Source organism: Arthrobacter saudimassiliensis (assembly GCF_059090665.1).
Map to the genome: position 1 here is coordinate 1,106,549 of NZ_JBNHFX010000001.1, position 15,346 is coordinate 1,121,894.

Sequence of the window (15,346 nt, forward strand, 5' to 3'; positions counted from 1 at the left end):
GGAATGACTTCGTCGACGAACGCATCGGAATCCGTGGAGCTGGCCGCCGAGACCGAGGTGGCACTGGAACGGGCGGAGGCAGCCCACCGGCATGAGCAGCTGTTCTCGCAGCGCGCGCACCACATCAAGCAGTCCGCGGTCCGCGACGTCTTCGACATCTCCATCCGGCCCGGGCTCATCTCCCTGGCCGGCGGCAGCCCGTACCTGCGCTCCCTGCCCCTTGACGACCTGGCCGCCACGGCCGCGGACCTGATCCGCGGGCACGGCCTGGAAGCGCTCCAGTACGGCGGCGGCCGCGGAACGGACGAGCTGCGCAGGCTCGCCTGCGAGATCATGGCCGAGGAAGGCATCACCGACGCCGATCCCGAGGACATCGTCATCACCACCGGTTCGCAGGCGGCGCAGGACGTGGCGGGGAAGGTCTTCTGCGATCCCGGCGACGTCGTGCTCTGCGAGGACCCCACCTATGTGGGCGCCCTGAACTCCTTCGAGGCCTACCAGGTGGACCTGCAGCCGGTGGAGACCGACGCCGAGGGGCTCGTTCCGGAGCGCCTGGCGGAGCGGATCCGGGAGCTGGAGGCCGCCGGACGGCGCATCAAGCTCCTGTACACGATTCCCAGCTTCAACAACCCCAGCGGCATCACCATGACCGCCGGACGACGGCAGCAGATCGTGGACATCTGCCGGGACCACGGCATTCTCGTCCTCGAGGACAACCCCTACGGACTGCTCCGGTTCGACGGCCATCCGCTGGCGCCGATGCGGGCGGGCAACCCCGACGACGTGCTGTACCTCGGCTCGTTCTCCAAGATCTTTGCCCCCGGGGTCCGGCTGGGCTGGGCCCTGGTGCCGCGGCACCTGTTCCGCCGCTTCTACCTGGCCTGCGAGGCCGTGGTCCTGTGCCCGTCGCCGCTGAACCAGATGCTGGTGACCGCCTATTTCCGGGACTACGACTGGCGGGCGCAGCTGCAGGCCTCACGTGCCCTGTATGCGGAGCGCTGCGCCGCCATGCTGGCTGCACTGAGCGGGCAGATGCCCCCGGGCGTGTCCTGGACGGAGCCCGACGGCGGGTTCTTCGTCTGGCTCACCCTGCCCGACGGCGTGGACACCTATCCGCTGCTGGCTGAGGCCGTGGAGGCCGGCGTGGTATTCGTGCCCGGAGCCGCCTTCACGCCGTCGGACGAGCCCGCGTCCACGCTGCGCCTGGCGTTCTCCGGGGTCTCCCCCGAGGACATCGCCGAGGGCGTGCGCCGGCTGGCCCCGATTATCCGCCGCGCGGTGGACGCGGCCCCGGCCGGGCAGGCCTAGTCCAGCAGCAGCGCCGGCTCCTCCAGGATGGCCGCGACGTCGGCCATGAACCGGGCGGAAAGGTCCCCGTCCACCACCCGGTGGTCGAAGGACCCGCCCAGGGTGGTCACCCAGCGCGGCAGCACCTCGCCGTCGAGCACCCAGGGTTTCTGCTTGACCGTGCCGAAGGCGACGATGGCGACTTCACCCGGGTTGATGATCGGCGTGCCGGTGTCGATGCCGAGAGCGCCGATGTTGGTGATGGTCAGCGTGCCGCCCTGCATGTCCGCCGGCTTGGTGCGCCCGGCGCGGGCCGTGGCCGCCAGCTCGTTCAGGGCCACCGCCAGCTCCTTCAGGGACAGGTCCTGTGCGTCCTTGATGTTGGGCACCATCAGCCCGCGCGGGGTGGCGGCGGCGATGCCCAGGTTCATGAAGTGCTTGACGTGGATTTCGTCGCCGGCCCAGGTGGCGTTGACCGAGGGGTTGCGGGCGGCGGCCCAGATCACGGCCTTGGCCAGGATCAGCAGCGGCGAGACCCTGATGCCCTCGAAGTCGCGGGAGGCCTTGAGCCGCTTGACGAACTCCATGGTGCGGGAGGCATCGACATCCACGAAGATGCTCACGTGCGGGGCGCTGAACGCGCTCTGCACCATCGCCTTGGCCGTCGCCTTGCGCACCCCGCGCACCGGAACCCGCTCGATCCGGCGGCGCTTGGGCGTGCCGGCCGGGGTCCAGAAGGTGTCTGCGGCGTCCTGCTCGGATTCGCGCTGGGCCTGGTAGCTGAGCAGGTCCTGCTTCGTCACCTCTCCCCCGGCGCCGGTGCCGGGCACCTCGGCCAGGTCGATGCCCAGGTCCTTCGCGGCCTTGCGGACCGGCGGCTTGGCCAGCACCCGCTGCAGCAGCTGGTTCACCCTGTCCTGCACGGCTGCCCCTGCCGCCGCCACCTGGGCCCCGGCGGCAGCCACCTGCGCCCGGGCCTCCGTACGGCGGCCGGCCGCGGCGGCCGTATCGGAGACAGCTGTATCGGCGGCGGCGGCCACAGCCCCGGAAGCAGCGGCGGCCGGAACGGCGTCGGCGGCCGGAGCGGCGTTGCGGCGCCTGGGCCGGCGCTTGACGGCGTCGGCCTTGGGCCCGGTGCCGGTCAGCGAGGAGGCCGGCTGCGCGTCGTCGGCCGCCGGGGCCGGAACCACCGGCGGAGTGGAGGGTTCGCCGGGCACCGCCGCGCCGCCGTCGGGCACTGTCCCGGCAGCCGCACCGTCCGGGCGGACGGCGATGATGGGCGTGCCCACGTCGACGGTCTCGCCCTCCTTCACCAGCAGGGAGCTGACGACGCCGGCGTGCGGGCTGGGCAGCTCCACCAGGGACTTGGCGGTCTCGATCTCCACGATCACGTCGTTGATGGACACCCGGTCGCCGGGCTTGACCTTCCACTGCACGATCTCGGCCTCGGTGAGGCCCTCGCCGACGTCGGGAAGGCTGAAGGTCTGGTCAGTCATGGTTCTCGTTTTCTGGCTGTGGAAGGGTGTCGGCGGCCGGGCGGAAGCTAGTAGGCGAAGGAACGGTCCAGGGCGTCCAGCAGCTTGTCCAGGTCGGGCAGGTAGCTGTCCTCGACCTTGGCCACCGGGTAGGGCATGTGGAACCCGCCCACCCGCAGCACCGGGGCCTCCAGCGAGAGGAAGGCCCGCTCGGTGATCCGCGCGGCGATCTCGCCGCCGATCCCGCCGAAGGTCGGGGCCTCGTGCGCGATGATCAGCCGGCCGGTGCGGCGCACCGATTCGGTGAGCGTGTCGAAGTCGATCGGGGAGATGGAGCGCAGGTCCACCACCTCCACGCTGCGGCCGTCCTCGGCCGCGGCATTGGCGGCCGCGAGGGCCACCGGGACCAACGGCCCGTAGGCGGCGATCGTGGCGTCGGTGCCGCTGCGCAGCACCTGGGCGGTCCACGGGTCCGACGCCGGCGCGGAGGTGTCCACCTCGCCCTTGAGCCAGTAACGGCGCTTGGGTTCGAAGAAGATCACCGGATCGCTTCCGGTCATCGCCTGCCGGATCATCCAGTAGCCGTCCTGCGGGCTGGACGGCGTGATGATGCGGATGCCGGCGGTGTGGGCGAAGAGGGCCTCGGGTGACTCGCTGTGGTGCTCGATGGACCCGATGCCGCCGCCGTAGGGAATGCGGATGACCACGGGGGCGGACAGCGCGCCGTCGCTGCGGGAGTGCATCTTGGCCAGCTGGGTGGTGATCTGGTTGAAGGCCGGGAACACGAAGCCGTCGAACTGGATTTCGCAGACCGGCCGGTGGCCGCGCAGGGCGAGGCCGATGGCGGTGCCCACGATGCCGGACTCGGCCAGCGGCGTGTCCATGACCCGCTGCGGGCCGAACTCGGCGGACAGGCCCTCGGTGACGCGGTAGACGCCGCCCAGGGGGCCGATGTCCTCACCCATCAGCAGGGCCTTCGGATCCGCCGCCAGGCCGTCGCGCAGCCCGGCGTTGATGGCCTTGGCCAGGGTCATGGTGCGGACCGAAGGGATGCCCTCGGCGGGGGCGGTCCGGACGTCGGCGCTCATGCGCGGGCCTCCTCGGGGTCGACGAAGCCGGCCTCGTACCGGCGGTGGAAGTCCAGCTCCTCCTGAACAAGGGGGTGGGCCTCGGCGTACACGTGGGCGAAGGCGTCCTCGAAGGACGGCGCCTCCATGGCCTGGACGTCGCTGCGCAGGGCCGACGCCATGGCGTCGCCTTCGGCGGCCAGCCGGGCGAACCAGTCGTCGTCGGCCAGGCCCGCGGAACGCAGGTGCTTTTCCATCCGGGACAGCGGGTCGCGGCCCACCCAGGCCTGCTCCTCCTCGCTGAGCCGGTACTTGGTGGGGTCGTCCGCCGTGGTGTGGGCGCTCATACGGTAGGTGAATGCCTCGATCAGCACGGGGCCCGCTCCGGAACGGGCCTGTTCCAGGGCCCAGCGCGTGGCGGCGTGCACGGCGAGCACGTCGTTGCCGTCTACCCTCAGCCCCGGGAAGCCGTAGCCCTGTGCCCGCCGGGCGAGGGGCACGCGGGTCTGGACCTCGGTCGGCACCGAGATGGCCCAGTGGTTGTTCTGGCAGAAGAAGACCACCGGCGCGTTGTAGGAGGCGGCGAACACCATCGCCTCGTGAACGTCGCCTTCGGAGCTGGCGCCGTCGCCGAAGTAGGCCACCGTGGCCGCTTCGGGGACGGACGGGTCGGCGGCCCGGTCGCGGGCCATGCCCATGGCGTAGCCGACGGCGTGCGGAACCTGGGCGGCGAGCACCAGCGTGTACAGGTGGAAGTTGGTCTCCCTCGGATCCCAGCCGCCGTGGCTGATGCCGCGGAAGCGGCGCAGCAGGCTGGACAGCTGCAGGCCGCGGGTCAGCGCGACGCCGTGCTCACGGTAGGTGGGGAAGACGTAGTCGTCGGCCGCCAGCGCGTGGCCGGATCCGATCTGTGCGGCCTCCTGGCCGGCCAGCGGCACCCACATGACCAGTTCGCCCTGGCGCTGCAGGGCGGTTGCTTCCTGGTCGAAGCGTCGGATCAGGTGCATGTCCCGGTACATGGCCCGGAGCCGGTCGCCGTCGAGCGTGCCCAGGTAGGGCGCGAAGGTTTCGTTTCCGAGCAGCTCACCGTCCGGGGTCAGCAGCTGCAGCATCTGCGCGTCCGTCGTCTCCGCCGGCGCGTCGGGCAGGGGGGAATACTGCGTGTCCATGGGCCGCTCCTCGCCAAGGCCGGCTGACCGGCCCCCGCTAGAGATATGCCTTTGTCGGAATACATTCCCGATTCAGCATATATGTGGAAGGTTCTTCTCACAGCCTAGCGAGGGCCGGGAAGCGGCCCGTGTTGACTACCCGCTAGGAAACCCGCGGTCCTTTTGTATAGGTCGCACAGAGAGCGAGGAAGCGGCTGTTGGCTTCCTCCTCGCCGATGGTGACCCGGACGCCCTCGGTGCCGAAGGCCCGGACGGCCAGGGCCTGCTGTTCGGCCAGCACTGCAAACTCGGGAGTATTCTCGCCGAGGGCGAGCCACACGAAGTTGCCCTCGGCCTGCGGCACGAACCAGCCCAGCTCCTTCAGCCCGTTGACGACCCGGGTGCGCTCCTCGACCAGCGCTTGTGTCCTTTCCACAAGTTCGTCGTGGTGACGCAGGGAGGCGACGGCGGCGTGTTCGGCGATCTGGGAGACCGCAAAGGGGGTGGCGGTGATCCGCAGGTAGCGGGTGACTTCCGGGTGGGAGATGGAGTAGCCAACCCGCAGCCCGGCCAGGCCGGCTCCCTTGGAGAAGGTCCGCAGCACCACGACGTTGCGGTGCCGGCGGTAGACGTCGACGCCGTCCACGGCGCCGGGATCGCGCACGAAGTCCTCGTACGCCTCGTCGATCACCACAATGACGTTGGCGGGAATCTTCGCGAGGAAGTCTTCGACCTGGGCGGTGCTCAGCACCGGCCCGGTGGGGTTGTTGGGCGTGCAGAGCAGGACCATCTTGGTGCGGTCGGTGACGGCCGCCGCCATCGCCTCCAGGTCGTGGGTGCCGTCTTCGTTCAGGGGCACCTGGACGCTGCGGGCTCCGGCCAGGCCGACGCTGATCGGGTAGGCCTCGAAGGAGCGCCAGGGGTAGACCACCTCGTCGGCGGTCCCGTCGTCGTTCCGGCCGGCGAAGGTGGACAGCAGCTGGTTGAGGGCCCCAAGGCTGCCGGCCCCGGTGACGATGTCCTCGGCGGGAACGTCGAGGAACGCTGCCAGTTCGGCGCGCAGGACGCTGGCCAGCGGATCGGGATACCGGTTCACGCTTTCCTGCCCGCGGATGGCCTCCAGCACGGAAGGCAGCGGCTGGAAGGGGTTCTCATTGGAGGACAGCTTGTAGGCCTGCAGCCCTTCAATCACTGCCGGCGGCTTGCCGGCCTTGTACTGCGGCAGCGCGCCGACGACCGGGCGCGGCGTGATCTCGGGGGCTTCAACTTCGGCGTCGTTGAAGTCGTTTTCGGTAGTGGTCATGGATTAAATGTAGTCCCCGCACCCTGCGGCCCGTGTCCTGTGTCACGTTCCCCGGCGGGTAGTGGACCACTGGATCGAACTACTGCTGCCGCAAAGACGTTTTGTTGTGCCAGCATGGGGTGCATGTTCCTTCTGCGGATCGTCGTCAACGCCCTGGCCCTGTGGGTTGCCGCCTGGCTGCTGCCGGGCATGGACATTACTGCCAGCAGCGGCCCGCTGACCGGCAACCCCACCGCGGACCTGATCATTGCGTACCTGTTCGTCGGCTTCATATTCGGGGTGGTCAACGCCCTGGTGCGCCCGGTGGTGAAGCTGCTCTCGCTGCCGCTGACCATCCTCACCCTGGGCCTGTTCACCGTGATCATCAACGCGGCCATGCTGATGCTCACGTCCTGGCTGTCCAGCCACACCCCCATCCACCTGGAAATCACCGACTTCTTCTGGCAGGCGATCCTCGCGGCCCTGATCATCAGCCTCGTCTCCACCGTGCTCAGTGCGGTGACCGGCGCGCGCCGCTGACGCGGCCCGCTTCGCTGTCCGGCTGCCGGGCCGCCTTTCGGGCGGGATCGCTGCCCGAGGCGGGGCGGTCAGTGGCCCCGGCTCCGCTGCGGGACAGCGGGACCAGCGGATCCTTCGCCCTGCCCACCTCGTTGCCGGGACGCATGGGGACGAGCTTCACCTGCGTCGATCGGCCCGGGAGTGCTGCCCTGCCGTCCTCCCTCCCGGCCGTCCGCCCGGCTGCGCCCGCAATAACGGCGGACCCGGCCATCACGCTTTCCAAGTGATCGAGCGAGTCCTTTACCGACTGTTCGGGCGCCGCGTCCACGATCCGTGCGGTCTGCTCATAGTTGGCGAACCAGTGGGAGTCACCGAGTGCACCCTGCCCTTCCGGGGCCGGCAGCATGGGGCCGCCACGCCAGACGGTGACCGTGTTTCCGTCGTCGCGGTTGGTGGCCATGTCCAACCCGGGCACCCAGTCGTCGGCGTTCTCCAGGTGAATGGCCTGCGTATACTCCGGCAGGTCGATGCCTGAGATCGGCGACCCGATGGTGACCACCTGCTCCACGTTGAAACCCTGTCCGTCCAGCACCCCCGCCGCTGCCGCCGCATGGATGCCGCCCTGGCTGTAACCGCTGAGGATCACTGCGTCGCCTGCCGCCGCGCCTGCCTGGCGAAGGGCCTCGGCGACGGCGGCCGATACGCCTTCGCTGTCGCGCAGGGCCGCCTCCCGCAATCCATCCACGCCGAACACCTCGGACCCCATCTGGGTACCGGGAAGGCTCACCAGGTACACCCCAGTTCCGTCCGGCCGTTCAACGCGCAGCACCTCGAACTCGTCCCTGGTCCCGGATTCCTGCAGCTTGCGAAGCCTGTCGACGAGGCCCGACAATGAGGCCTCAACCTCGACGGTTTGCGTCTCCGGCTGCAGCTGGGGAAAGTACCGGGGCGAGTCGAAGCCTGCCCCGCCCGTGCCGAACCAGGCCCTGCCGACCACCCCTTCCGTCTCCAGGTAGTTGCTGACGCTTTCGGTGACGCCGGCGGACGTCCGTTCGAGGTGCTCGGAGGCCAACCGCATGTCCTCCAGTGCCATGCCCACGACGGAACTCGCATTCAACCGCGCTCCCACCGCATCGACCGGCGCCGGTCCGGTGAGCACCACGGCCGCGCGCCGCAGCTGCCGCGCCTGCTCGTCCAGTTGCTCCGCCGCCTCCCGAAGACGGTGGGAGGAAGCGCTCAGTTCTTCGTACTCGACGGTCAGGCCGCCGCTCCCGCCCTTTACCCGGTAATCGCTCATCACATTCCTCGTTCCCGCGGCCCTAGCCCGGGCCCTCCGCTGCCTGGGCGTAGGCATGAACCGCCGCAGAGGCAGCCTGCAGCGCATCTGCGGCGGCCCGGACGGCGGCTACGGACTCGGCCAGCTTGTCCCGGAAAGCCTCCGCTGCCTCCGAGTGCCAGCGGACGTCGTTCTCTCGGCGGACCTCGGCAGCCAACCGGTCGGCCTCTCCGGCAGCGGCATCCAGCTCCTGAGCCAGGGCGGTGATGGCCGCGCCGTTGCCGAAGCCGCCCGGCCCCGCCGGCCAGCCCCATTCCGTGTCCCACAAGCCGTACACGGCCTCCCCCTTCGTTGTGCTGCGTAAACGCTAGGTCCCGGCTCCGTAGGACGGCGGCCGGTTTGCCTGCGCGGGGATAACCACGGTCGTGCCGCCTGCCGTGGAGGACAAGTGCCCCAGCCCGGGACGCATGCCCCGGCCGGCCGCTCCAGGCACGGCGCCGGCACCCGGCGTTACGGAAGCACAAGCCCTTCCAGGAGGCGGACCCGTCACGGAAGCGGGCGCCGTCGTCGTCCGTGGAAGAATTGTGGCCATGGCCGAAACTCCTGCTCCCGCCTCCCGTGTGTCCCTCGCCTCCGTGGTCCCCGCCATCGCGCTGGGCCCGCTGGACGGCCGCTACCGCGCCGCCACCGCAGAGCTGGTGGACTACCTCTCCGAAGCCGCGCTGAACCGCGACCGGACCCATGTGGAGGTGGAGTGGCTGATCCATCTGACCGCCAACTCGGTCCTTCCCGGTACCCGGCCGCTCACCGATGAGCAGGTCCAGGGCCTGCGCGAAATCGTTGCCTCCTTTGACGGCAACTCCGTCACGGAGCTGGCCGAGATCGAGCGGCAGACCGTGCACGATGTGAAGGCCGTCGAGTACTTCATCGGCCGGCGGCTGCCCGCCCTGGGCCTGGAGCACCTGACTCCCCTGGTGCACTTCGGCTGCACCTCCGAGGACATCAACAACCTCTCCTACGCCCTCGGCGTCAAGGGCGCCGTCGAGCAGGCGTGGCTGCCGGCCGCCCGCGCGATGGTGGCGCAGATCGCCGCGATGGCCGAGGAAAACCGGGACGTGCCCATGCTCTCCCGCACGCACGGCCAGCCCGCCACCCCCACCACCCTGGGCAAGGAACTCGCGGTCACCACGCACCGGCTCACCCGCCAGCTGGACCGCATCGAACGCACCGAATACCTGGGCAAGATCAACGGGGCCACCGGAACCTACGCCGCGCACACCGTGGCCGTCCCGGGCGTGGACTGGCAGCAGGTGGCCCGCACCTTCGTGGAGCACCTGGGCCTGACCTGGAACCCGCTGACCACCCAGATCGAATCCCACGACTGGCAGGCCGAGCTCTACGCCGACATCGCCCGGTTCAACCGGATCCTGCACAACTTCTGCACCGATGTGTGGAGCTACATCTCGATCGGCTACTTCGCGCAGATCCCGGTGGCCGGGGCCACCGGCTCCTCCACCATGCCGCACAAGGTGAACCCGATCCGGTTCGAGAACGCCGAGGCGAACCTCGAGATCAGCAACGGCCTGCTGGACACCCTTGCCGCCACGCTGGTCACCTCCCGCTGGCAGCGCGACCTCACCGACTCCTCATCGCAGCGCAACATCGGCGTGGCCCTGGGCCACTCGATGCTGGCCGTCTCCAACGTCGCCAAGGGCCTGGACCGGCTCGACGTCGCCGCGGACGTCCTGGCGGCGGACCTGGACACGAACTGGGAGGTGCTCGGCGAGGCCATCCAGATGGTCATGCGGGCCGAGGCCGTCGCCGGCGTCCCCGGCATGGAGAACCCGTACGAGCGGCTGAAGGAACTGACCCGCGGCCACCGTGTGGACGCCGACCGCATGCGCGAGTTCGTCTCCGGGCTGGGCCTGTCCGACGCCGCGCAGCAGCGGCTGCTGGACCTCACCCCCGGCGGCTACACCGGCATCGCCGACGCGCTGGTGGACCACCTGAAGAAGTAGGGCCGCACAGCCCGCACCGACGACGGCGGCGGGCCGGATCCATTGGACCCGGCCCGCCGCCGTCGTTGTCGTATCAGCCGCCCGAAGCGCTACTCGGCCGCGGCGAGCTGGCCGCAGGCGCCGTCGATCTCCTTGCCGCGGGTGTCGCGCAGGGTGGTCGGAATGCCGGCGTCGTTCAGCCTGGCCACGAACTCGCGGGTGACGTCGGGATCGGAGGAGGTCCAGATGGAGCCGGGCGTCGGGTTCAGCGGAATCGGGTTCACGTGCACCCAGCCGCGGCCGCGGGAGTTCAGCTTCCTGGCCAGCAGATCGGCCCGCCAGGCGTGGTCGTTCATGTCCTTGATCAGCGCGTACTCGATGGAGACGCGGCGTCCGGTGGCCCGGTAGTAGCCATACGCGGCGTCGAGCGCCTCGTCCACCTTCCAGCGCGAGTTGACCGGAATGAGCTCATCGCGCAGCTCATCGTCCGGCGCATGCAGGCTCAGGGCAAAGGTGAACGGCAGCTTCTCATCCGCGAGCTTGTTGATCGCAGGCACCAGGCCCACGGTGGAGACCGTGATGCCGCGGGCGCTCATGCCCAGGCCCTCGGGGGCCTCGTCCACCATGCGGTGCACCGCGTTCATGACCCGCTTGTAGTTCGCCAGCGGCTCGCCCATGCCCATGAAGACGATGTTGGTGACCCGCTCGGCGTCGTGGCCGCCGTCGCGCCGGCCGCCGCCGAGGCCGCCTTCGGCGATCACCCGGTTGGCCTGGACAATCTGATCCAGGATTTCGGCGGTGGACATGTTCCGGGTCAGCCCGGCCTGGCCGGTGGCGCAGAACGGGCAGTTCATGCCGCAGCCGCACTGGCTGGACACGCAGAGGGTGACCCGGCCCGGGTAGCGCATCAGCACCGACTCGACGAGCGAGCCGTCGAACAGGCGCCACAGGAACTTGATGGTGTCGCCGTTGTCGGTGGTCAGCCGCTTCACCTCGGTGAGCAGCTTCGGGAACATCGCCTCGACCAGCTCGGCGCGGCCGGCCTTGGGCAGGTCGCTCATCGCCTCGGGGTCGGTGGTGTAGTGCTGGAAGTAGTGCACTGACAGCTGCTTGGCGCGGAAGGCCGGCAGGCCCAGCTCCTTGAGCTTGTCCTGGCGCTCGGCCAGCGTCATGTCCGCCAGGTGCTTCGGCGGCTGGGACACGCGCGGCGAGGACTTGAACTGCAGGAGCGGCCGTCCGTCCGCGGCAGTCGCCTGCTGCCACCCTTCGGTGGCGGGGCGCACCTGGGCACGGTTGTTCGCGGGGGAAATGTTGGGGGAAGGCATCAGCACCTATTGTGGCACGCCTGTCCAATCGGCAGCAGAGGGTGTCAGGAACACCACAGCCGGGTCCTGCAGCGCGGCCCGTCATCCGTTGGAACGGAACCGTTGCCTGCCCGCCACGGGGCGGAAACACGGGGGTAACCGGCCGTGCCTAGGCTGGCCGAAAGCGGCCGGATCCACCGGCCGCCGGGAACCCTGCCCCATCTGCCCCGGGAGGCCCCCTTGTCCGGTTCCTTTGACGCGGCGCCTCCGCTGCGGCTGCGGAAAGTCCCCTGGTCCAACCCGGTCGGCGCGGATTTGCGGGCCGCGCAGCAGGCCGAGCTGGACTCCCGGTTCGGAACCGCCCGGCATGATCCGGCGCCGCCGTCCGAGCAGGACCATGAGGTGTTCTTCATCGCCTACGCCCGCTCCAACGGCCAGCCGCTGGGCTGCGGCGGGCTGCGCCGGGTCGATGAAACGACAGCGGAGGTCAAGCGGCTGTATGTGCTGCCCTATGCGCGCGGCTCCCGGGTGGCGACGTCGATCCTCGCCGCCCTGGAAGCCCACGCCTGGCAGGCCGCTACCGGACCGTCACGGCCGAGGCCGGCTCCGCCCAGCCGGACGGCAAGCGGTTCTACGAGACGGCCGGATACCGGATGGTCCCGGGTTACGGACCCTATGCCCACGCCCCGGGGTCGGTCTGCTACGCCAAGGACATCGGAGCGGGGCTGCGGGCCGTGCTGCCACACCCGCCGGGATAAGCCGCGCCGCGGCCTGCCCGCCGGCAGGCGGCCGTTCAGTAGTCGACGCGGCCGTCGACTCCCTTCCAGGCCGTAAAGGGCGCCTGGGCGGCGTCGTCGGCCAACCCCATCCGGGTGACCTGCAGGGCGCGCTCCTCCACCGGCGTTTCGAAGTACTCGTAGAACTCGGCGTCGTCGAAGCCTGCCCGGGCGGCGTCATGCCGGTCTGCGGCGAAGACCACCCGGTCCAGGCGCGCCCAGAGCGAGGACGCCAGGCACATCGGGCAGGGTTCGCAGCTCGTGTAGAGCACCGCGCCGCTGAGGTCGAAGGTGCCCAGCGCCGCGCAGGCGTTGCGGATGGCGGTGACTTCCGCGTGCGCGGTGGGGTCGTTGTTGGCGGTGACGCGGTTCGCGCCGTCGAAGGCCCGCCCGTCCGCGGTGACGATCACGGCTCCGAAGGGACCCCCGTTGTCGGCGACGTTGCGGGTGGCGAGGTCGACGGCCCGGGCCAGCCAGCGGGCTTCATCTCCGGTGCGGGTGGCGGTGTCGGCAGTGTTCATGTGGGGCTCCCCTTGGTGCCGGCGCTCCGGTCCGGCGTGGACCGTGCGGATCTGCAGGTGGACGCCAGGTGGATAGCGCGGCCGTGCCGCGCCCGCCTTTGCACAGCGACAGTAACACCGCTTCCCGCGGCCGCCGAGGCCCGGCGAAGGATTGTGACAATCCTGCCGCCGTCAGGCCTGCCGCCCGTCCTCCCCCACGTACCGGTCGCGGCCGGCCAGGAAACCGAAGACGGCGGCCGCGGCGCCGATGGCCAGGAACATCGCCCCGGCCGGCACGAAGGAGCCGGTGGCCGCGTGGAGCTGGCCCACCAGCAGCGTTCCGGAGGATCCGACCCCGTAACCGATGCACTGCATCATTCCGGAGAGCCGGGCCGCGGTGTCCGCGCCGCGGGTGCGCAGCACGATCAGGGTCAGGGCCAGGGCGGTGAGGCTGCCCTGGCCGACGCCCAGCATCGCGGCCCAGAGCCAGATCAGCTGGACCGGCCCGAAGATGCACAGCGCGAAGCCCGCGCCGGTCAGCAGCGCGATGGCTGCGTTGAGCCAGCTTTGCCTCCGCAGCCTGGCGGCGAGCGGCGGGGCCAGGAACGAACCGCCCACCTGGACCACAATGGACGCTGCGACGACCCAGCCCGCCGTTCCGCCGTCAATGCCGCGGTCCCGCAGGATCGGTGCCAGCCAGGCGAAAACGCTGAAGGACATCATGGCCTGCAGGGCCATGAACGCGGTGATCTGCCAGGCGGTCGGCGAGCGCCAGACGGACACGGGTGCCGCGGTGGCGGTGCCGGCCGGGACCGGCGGCCGCGCCAGCGCCAGCGGCGCGAAGACCAGCACGACGACGGCGGCCGGCAGCGCCCAGAACAGCAGCGCCCCCTGCCAGGAGCCGGTGGCCTGCAGCAGCGGCTGCGTGAAACCGGCGCCGAGCGCGGCTGCGGCGCAGATGGCGCCGGTGTAGAGCCCGCTCATCAGTCCCACCCGGTGCTGGAAGTCCCGCTTGACCAGGGTGGGAAGCAGGACGTTGACGACGCCGATCCCGGCCCCGGCGGCCGCGGTGCCCGCCAGCATGGCCGGGAAGGCACCCGTACCGCGCACGGCGAGCCCGGCGGCGAGCAGCAGCATGGCCGCCAGGATGATCCGTTCGATGCCGAATCGGCGGGCCAGGGGCGGCGCGGCGGGAGCGACCGCGCCCAGCAGCAGCACCGGCATCGTGGTCAGGACGGTCACCAGCGGGGCAGGCATGCCCGTGGCCGCGGTGATCTCCGCCAGGACGGCGGAGAAGCTGGAGAACACGGTGCGCAGGTTCAGCCCGATCAGCACGATGCACAGGCCCAGGTAGAGTCCGCCCCTGCGGACGCCGGCGCGGCGGGCGACGGCGGGTCGGCGGCCGGTCCGTGGCCCGCGTTCCGCGCTTTCGGGTGCACCGGGCGTGCCGTTTCCCGGCGCTGCCGGCCTCGAACCGGTATCTGCTGTTCTCACGCTGTCCTTTCCCCCGGGCATGGGCTGCCGGCGGGCTTTCAGGAGGACCACGCTAAGGCGGACGGCGGAGACGGGCCAAAACGCGTCGGCTTCCCGCGTCACAGGGACGGAGTCCTCCGTCCACCGGGTTCGGGGGTCGGCAGCGGACGGGCGGCTGCGCGCAGCCAGGCCTCAGCGGCGGGGGCTGCGGGTATCCATGGTGACGACGACTGCCCCGGCCGCTTCCTCGGCCTGCAGGTGCACCCTGACCTCCAAAAGGTCAGCCAGGGAGGCGACGTGCGTTCCGCCGCATGGAATGGACACGGTTCCCTCCGGCAGGGCGCAGGTCCAGCGGCGCAGGTCGGTCAGGCCCCTGCCGCCCTCGCGCTCGACCGCCACGGCTGCCTGGGATGCCGTCCACCGGGCCAGGACGGCGTTGACGCGGTCCGTGATGTCCTCCAGCCGGCCGAGGAGCTCCTCCGGCTGGAATCCCCTGCGCCGCAGGGATTTGCCCAGCCGGTACACGTCCCGGGAGCCGTCGGGCAGGATCGTGGAGGTGTCAATGGCCAGCGCATCGAAGTTGGGATGCCCGGCGGCGTCGAGCGGCACGTCCTTCCGCCAGGCCCCGGCCAGTTCCCGGTTCAGGGCCAGCGATGCGAGGTGGCAGCCGGTATGCCCGGCGGACAGGGCGGCGCGGTGGGAGGCGTCGACCTGGACGCCGACGACGCCGCCCTCCTCGACGGCCGCCTCCGGGCCCACGATGTGCGCGACCACGAACGCCCACCCTTCGGTGCCCTTCCTGACCGGAATGGCCCCGCCCAGATGCAGCCGGCCGTCCGCCACGGCACCGACCACACAGTCGAGCACGGGCACCTGATCGCCGCCGATCTGCAGCCAGGCCCGGTCCGCGCCCTGGTCCGGCCACGCGAAGTCCACCGGGTGCACCGGCGTCGCCTCGAGCAGCACGGCCTGCCGGCCGTCGGGAAGCGCCTCCACATGGAGCACGGTTGATGATCCGTCGGTGGCGCCGTCGGGATAGCTGACCTGGGTGTCACGGCAGGGCATAGTCACGCGGCCAGCGTAGCGAACCCGCGAGCGGAAGGTTGTGAATCAGGCCACACGATTCGAGGTTTCCGCTGCCCTGCTGTAGAGTGGATATCACGCCGCGGGGTGGAGCAGTTCGGTAGCTCGCTGGGCTCATAACCCAGAGGTCGCAGGTTCAAATCCTGCCCCCGCAACCAA

The 15,346-nt window shown here is 70.5% G+C and carries 14 protein-coding genes and 1 tRNA gene; 5 read left to right on the forward strand and 10 right to left on the reverse strand.

Going from position 1 to position 15,346, the window contains the following annotated elements:
• Positions 1-3 precede the first annotated feature (3 nt).
• Entirely contained in the window at positions 4-1,308 is a 1,305-nt protein-coding gene (locus tag AC5RV6_RS05200) for an aminotransferase-like domain-containing protein (protein WP_494006214.1), read from the forward strand.
• On the opposite strand, the gene AC5RV6_RS05205 is transcribed toward AC5RV6_RS05200, so the two are convergent.
• From AC5RV6_RS05205 to AC5RV6_RS05220, 4 genes are all read right to left on the reverse strand, one after another.
• Entirely contained in the window at positions 1,305-2,783 is a 1,479-nt protein-coding gene (locus tag AC5RV6_RS05205; RefSeq protein ID WP_494006215.1) for a dihydrolipoamide acetyltransferase family protein, read from the reverse strand. The two genes, AC5RV6_RS05200 and AC5RV6_RS05205, sit on opposite strands and share 4 nt — an antisense overlap.
• A 47-nt stretch (positions 2,784-2,830) precedes the next feature.
• Entirely contained in the window at positions 2,831-3,850 is a 1,020-nt protein-coding gene (locus AC5RV6_RS05210; protein ID WP_494006216.1) for an alpha-ketoacid dehydrogenase subunit beta, read from the reverse strand.
• Positions 3,847-4,998: a pyruvate dehydrogenase (acetyl-transferring) E1 component subunit alpha gene (pdhA, locus tag AC5RV6_RS05215; protein ID WP_494006217.1), complete on the reverse strand. Its 1,152-nt coding sequence runs from the start codon at positions 4,996-4,998 to the stop codon at positions 3,847-3,849. The genes AC5RV6_RS05210 and pdhA overlap by 4 nt, the downstream gene beginning before the upstream one ends.
• A gap of 142 nt (positions 4,999-5,140) precedes the next feature.
• Positions 5,141-6,280 carry a histidinol-phosphate transaminase gene (locus AC5RV6_RS05220; RefSeq protein WP_494006218.1) on the reverse strand — a complete coding sequence of 380 codons (1,140 nt, stop codon included), beginning with the start codon at positions 6,278-6,280 and terminating at the stop codon, positions 5,141-5,143.
• A gap of 114 nt (positions 6,281-6,394) precedes the next feature.
• On the opposite strand from AC5RV6_RS05220, the gene AC5RV6_RS05225 reads away from it, so the two are divergent.
• Entirely contained in the window at positions 6,395-6,799 is a 405-nt protein-coding gene (locus AC5RV6_RS05225; protein WP_494006219.1) for a phage holin family protein, read from the forward strand.
• On the opposite strand, the gene AC5RV6_RS05230 is transcribed toward AC5RV6_RS05225, so the two are convergent.
• Positions 6,771-8,075, reverse strand: coding sequence for a hypothetical protein (locus tag AC5RV6_RS05230; RefSeq protein WP_494006220.1), 1,305 nt, complete (start codon positions 8,073-8,075; stop codon positions 6,771-6,773). The two genes, AC5RV6_RS05225 and AC5RV6_RS05230, sit on opposite strands and share 29 nt — an antisense overlap.
• Before the next feature lie 22 nt (positions 8,076-8,097).
• Entirely contained in the window at positions 8,098-8,391 is a 294-nt protein-coding gene (locus tag AC5RV6_RS05235; protein WP_494006221.1) for a hypothetical protein, read from the reverse strand.
• A 253-nt stretch (positions 8,392-8,644) separates the two neighbouring features.
• On the opposite strand from AC5RV6_RS05235, the gene purB reads away from it, so the two are divergent.
• On the forward strand, positions 8,645-10,072 hold the full coding sequence (purB, locus tag AC5RV6_RS05240; RefSeq protein ID WP_494006222.1) for an adenylosuccinate lyase: 1,428 nt from the start codon (positions 8,645-8,647) through the stop codon (positions 10,070-10,072).
• An 89-nt stretch (positions 10,073-10,161) separates the two neighbouring features.
• Here purB and rlmN read toward each other — a convergent pair whose 3' ends face one another.
• A complete protein-coding gene (gene rlmN / locus AC5RV6_RS05245; RefSeq protein WP_494006223.1) occupies positions 10,162-11,376 on the reverse strand; it encodes a dual-specificity RNA methyltransferase RlmN in 1,215 nt (404 codons plus the stop codon).
• Between the two features lie 381 nt (positions 11,377-11,757).
• Here rlmN and AC5RV6_RS05250 point away from each other — a divergent pair, with 381 nt between their 5' ends.
• Positions 11,758-12,189: a GNAT family N-acetyltransferase gene (locus AC5RV6_RS05250; RefSeq protein ID WP_494006224.1), complete on the forward strand. Its 432-nt coding sequence runs from the start codon at positions 11,758-11,760 to the stop codon at positions 12,187-12,189.
• Here the strand turns inward: AC5RV6_RS05250 and AC5RV6_RS05255 are convergent.
• From AC5RV6_RS05255 to AC5RV6_RS05265, 3 genes are all read right to left on the reverse strand, one after another.
• Positions 12,149-12,652: a nucleoside deaminase gene (locus AC5RV6_RS05255; RefSeq protein ID WP_494006225.1), complete on the reverse strand. Its 504-nt coding sequence runs from the start codon at positions 12,650-12,652 to the stop codon at positions 12,149-12,151. The genes AC5RV6_RS05250 and AC5RV6_RS05255 overlap by 41 nt on opposite strands.
• Positions 12,653-12,823: 171 nt before the next feature.
• Entirely contained in the window at positions 12,824-14,125 is a 1,302-nt protein-coding gene (locus tag AC5RV6_RS05260; protein WP_494006226.1) for an MFS transporter, read from the reverse strand.
• Between the two features lie 171 nt (positions 14,126-14,296).
• Positions 14,297-15,169: an alanyl-tRNA editing protein gene (locus AC5RV6_RS05265; RefSeq protein WP_494006626.1), complete on the reverse strand. Its 873-nt coding sequence runs from the start codon at positions 15,167-15,169 to the stop codon at positions 14,297-14,299.
• Between the two features lie 99 nt (positions 15,170-15,268).
• On the opposite strand from AC5RV6_RS05265, the gene AC5RV6_RS05270 reads away from it, so the two are divergent.
• Positions 15,269-15,345 (forward strand) — tRNA-Met (locus AC5RV6_RS05270).
• Position 15,346: the final 1 nt, after the last annotated feature.

Bases quoted from the DNA above. Each gene is read 5' to 3' on its own strand.
- AC5RV6_RS05200 (WP_494006214.1), top strand. From the start codon at position 4: ATGACTTCGTCGACGAACGCATCGGAATCCGTGGAGCTGGCCGCCGAG.
- AC5RV6_RS05225 (WP_494006219.1), top strand. From the start codon at position 6,395: ATGGGGTGCATGTTCCTTCTGCGGATCGTCGTCAACGCCCTGGCCCTG.
- AC5RV6_RS05255 (WP_494006225.1), bottom strand. From the start codon at position 12,652: ATGAACACTGCCGACACCGCCACCCGCACCGGAGATGAAGCCCGCTGG.
- AC5RV6_RS05220 (WP_494006218.1), bottom strand. From the start codon at position 6,280: ATGACCACTACCGAAAACGACTTCAACGACGCCGAAGTTGAAGCCCCC.
- purB (WP_494006222.1), top strand. From the start codon at position 8,645: ATGGCCGAAACTCCTGCTCCCGCCTCCCGTGTGTCCCTCGCCTCCGTG.
- AC5RV6_RS05205 (WP_494006215.1), bottom strand. From the start codon at position 2,783: ATGACTGACCAGACCTTCAGCCTTCCCGACGTCGGCGAGGGCCTCACC.
- AC5RV6_RS05210 (WP_494006216.1), bottom strand. From the start codon at position 3,850: ATGAGCGCCGACGTCCGGACCGCCCCCGCCGAGGGCATCCCTTCGGTC.
- AC5RV6_RS05230 (WP_494006220.1), bottom strand. From the start codon at position 8,075: ATGAGCGATTACCGGGTAAAGGGCGGGAGCGGCGGCCTGACCGTCGAG.
- AC5RV6_RS05265 (WP_494006626.1), bottom strand. From the start codon at position 15,169: ATGCCCTGCCGTGACACCCAGGTCAGCTATCCCGACGGCGCCACCGAC.
- pdhA (WP_494006217.1), bottom strand. From the start codon at position 4,998: ATGGACACGCAGTATTCCCCCCTGCCCGACGCGCCGGCGGAGACGACG.
- rlmN (WP_494006223.1), bottom strand. From the start codon at position 11,376: ATGCCTTCCCCCAACATTTCCCCCGCGAACAACCGTGCCCAGGTGCGC.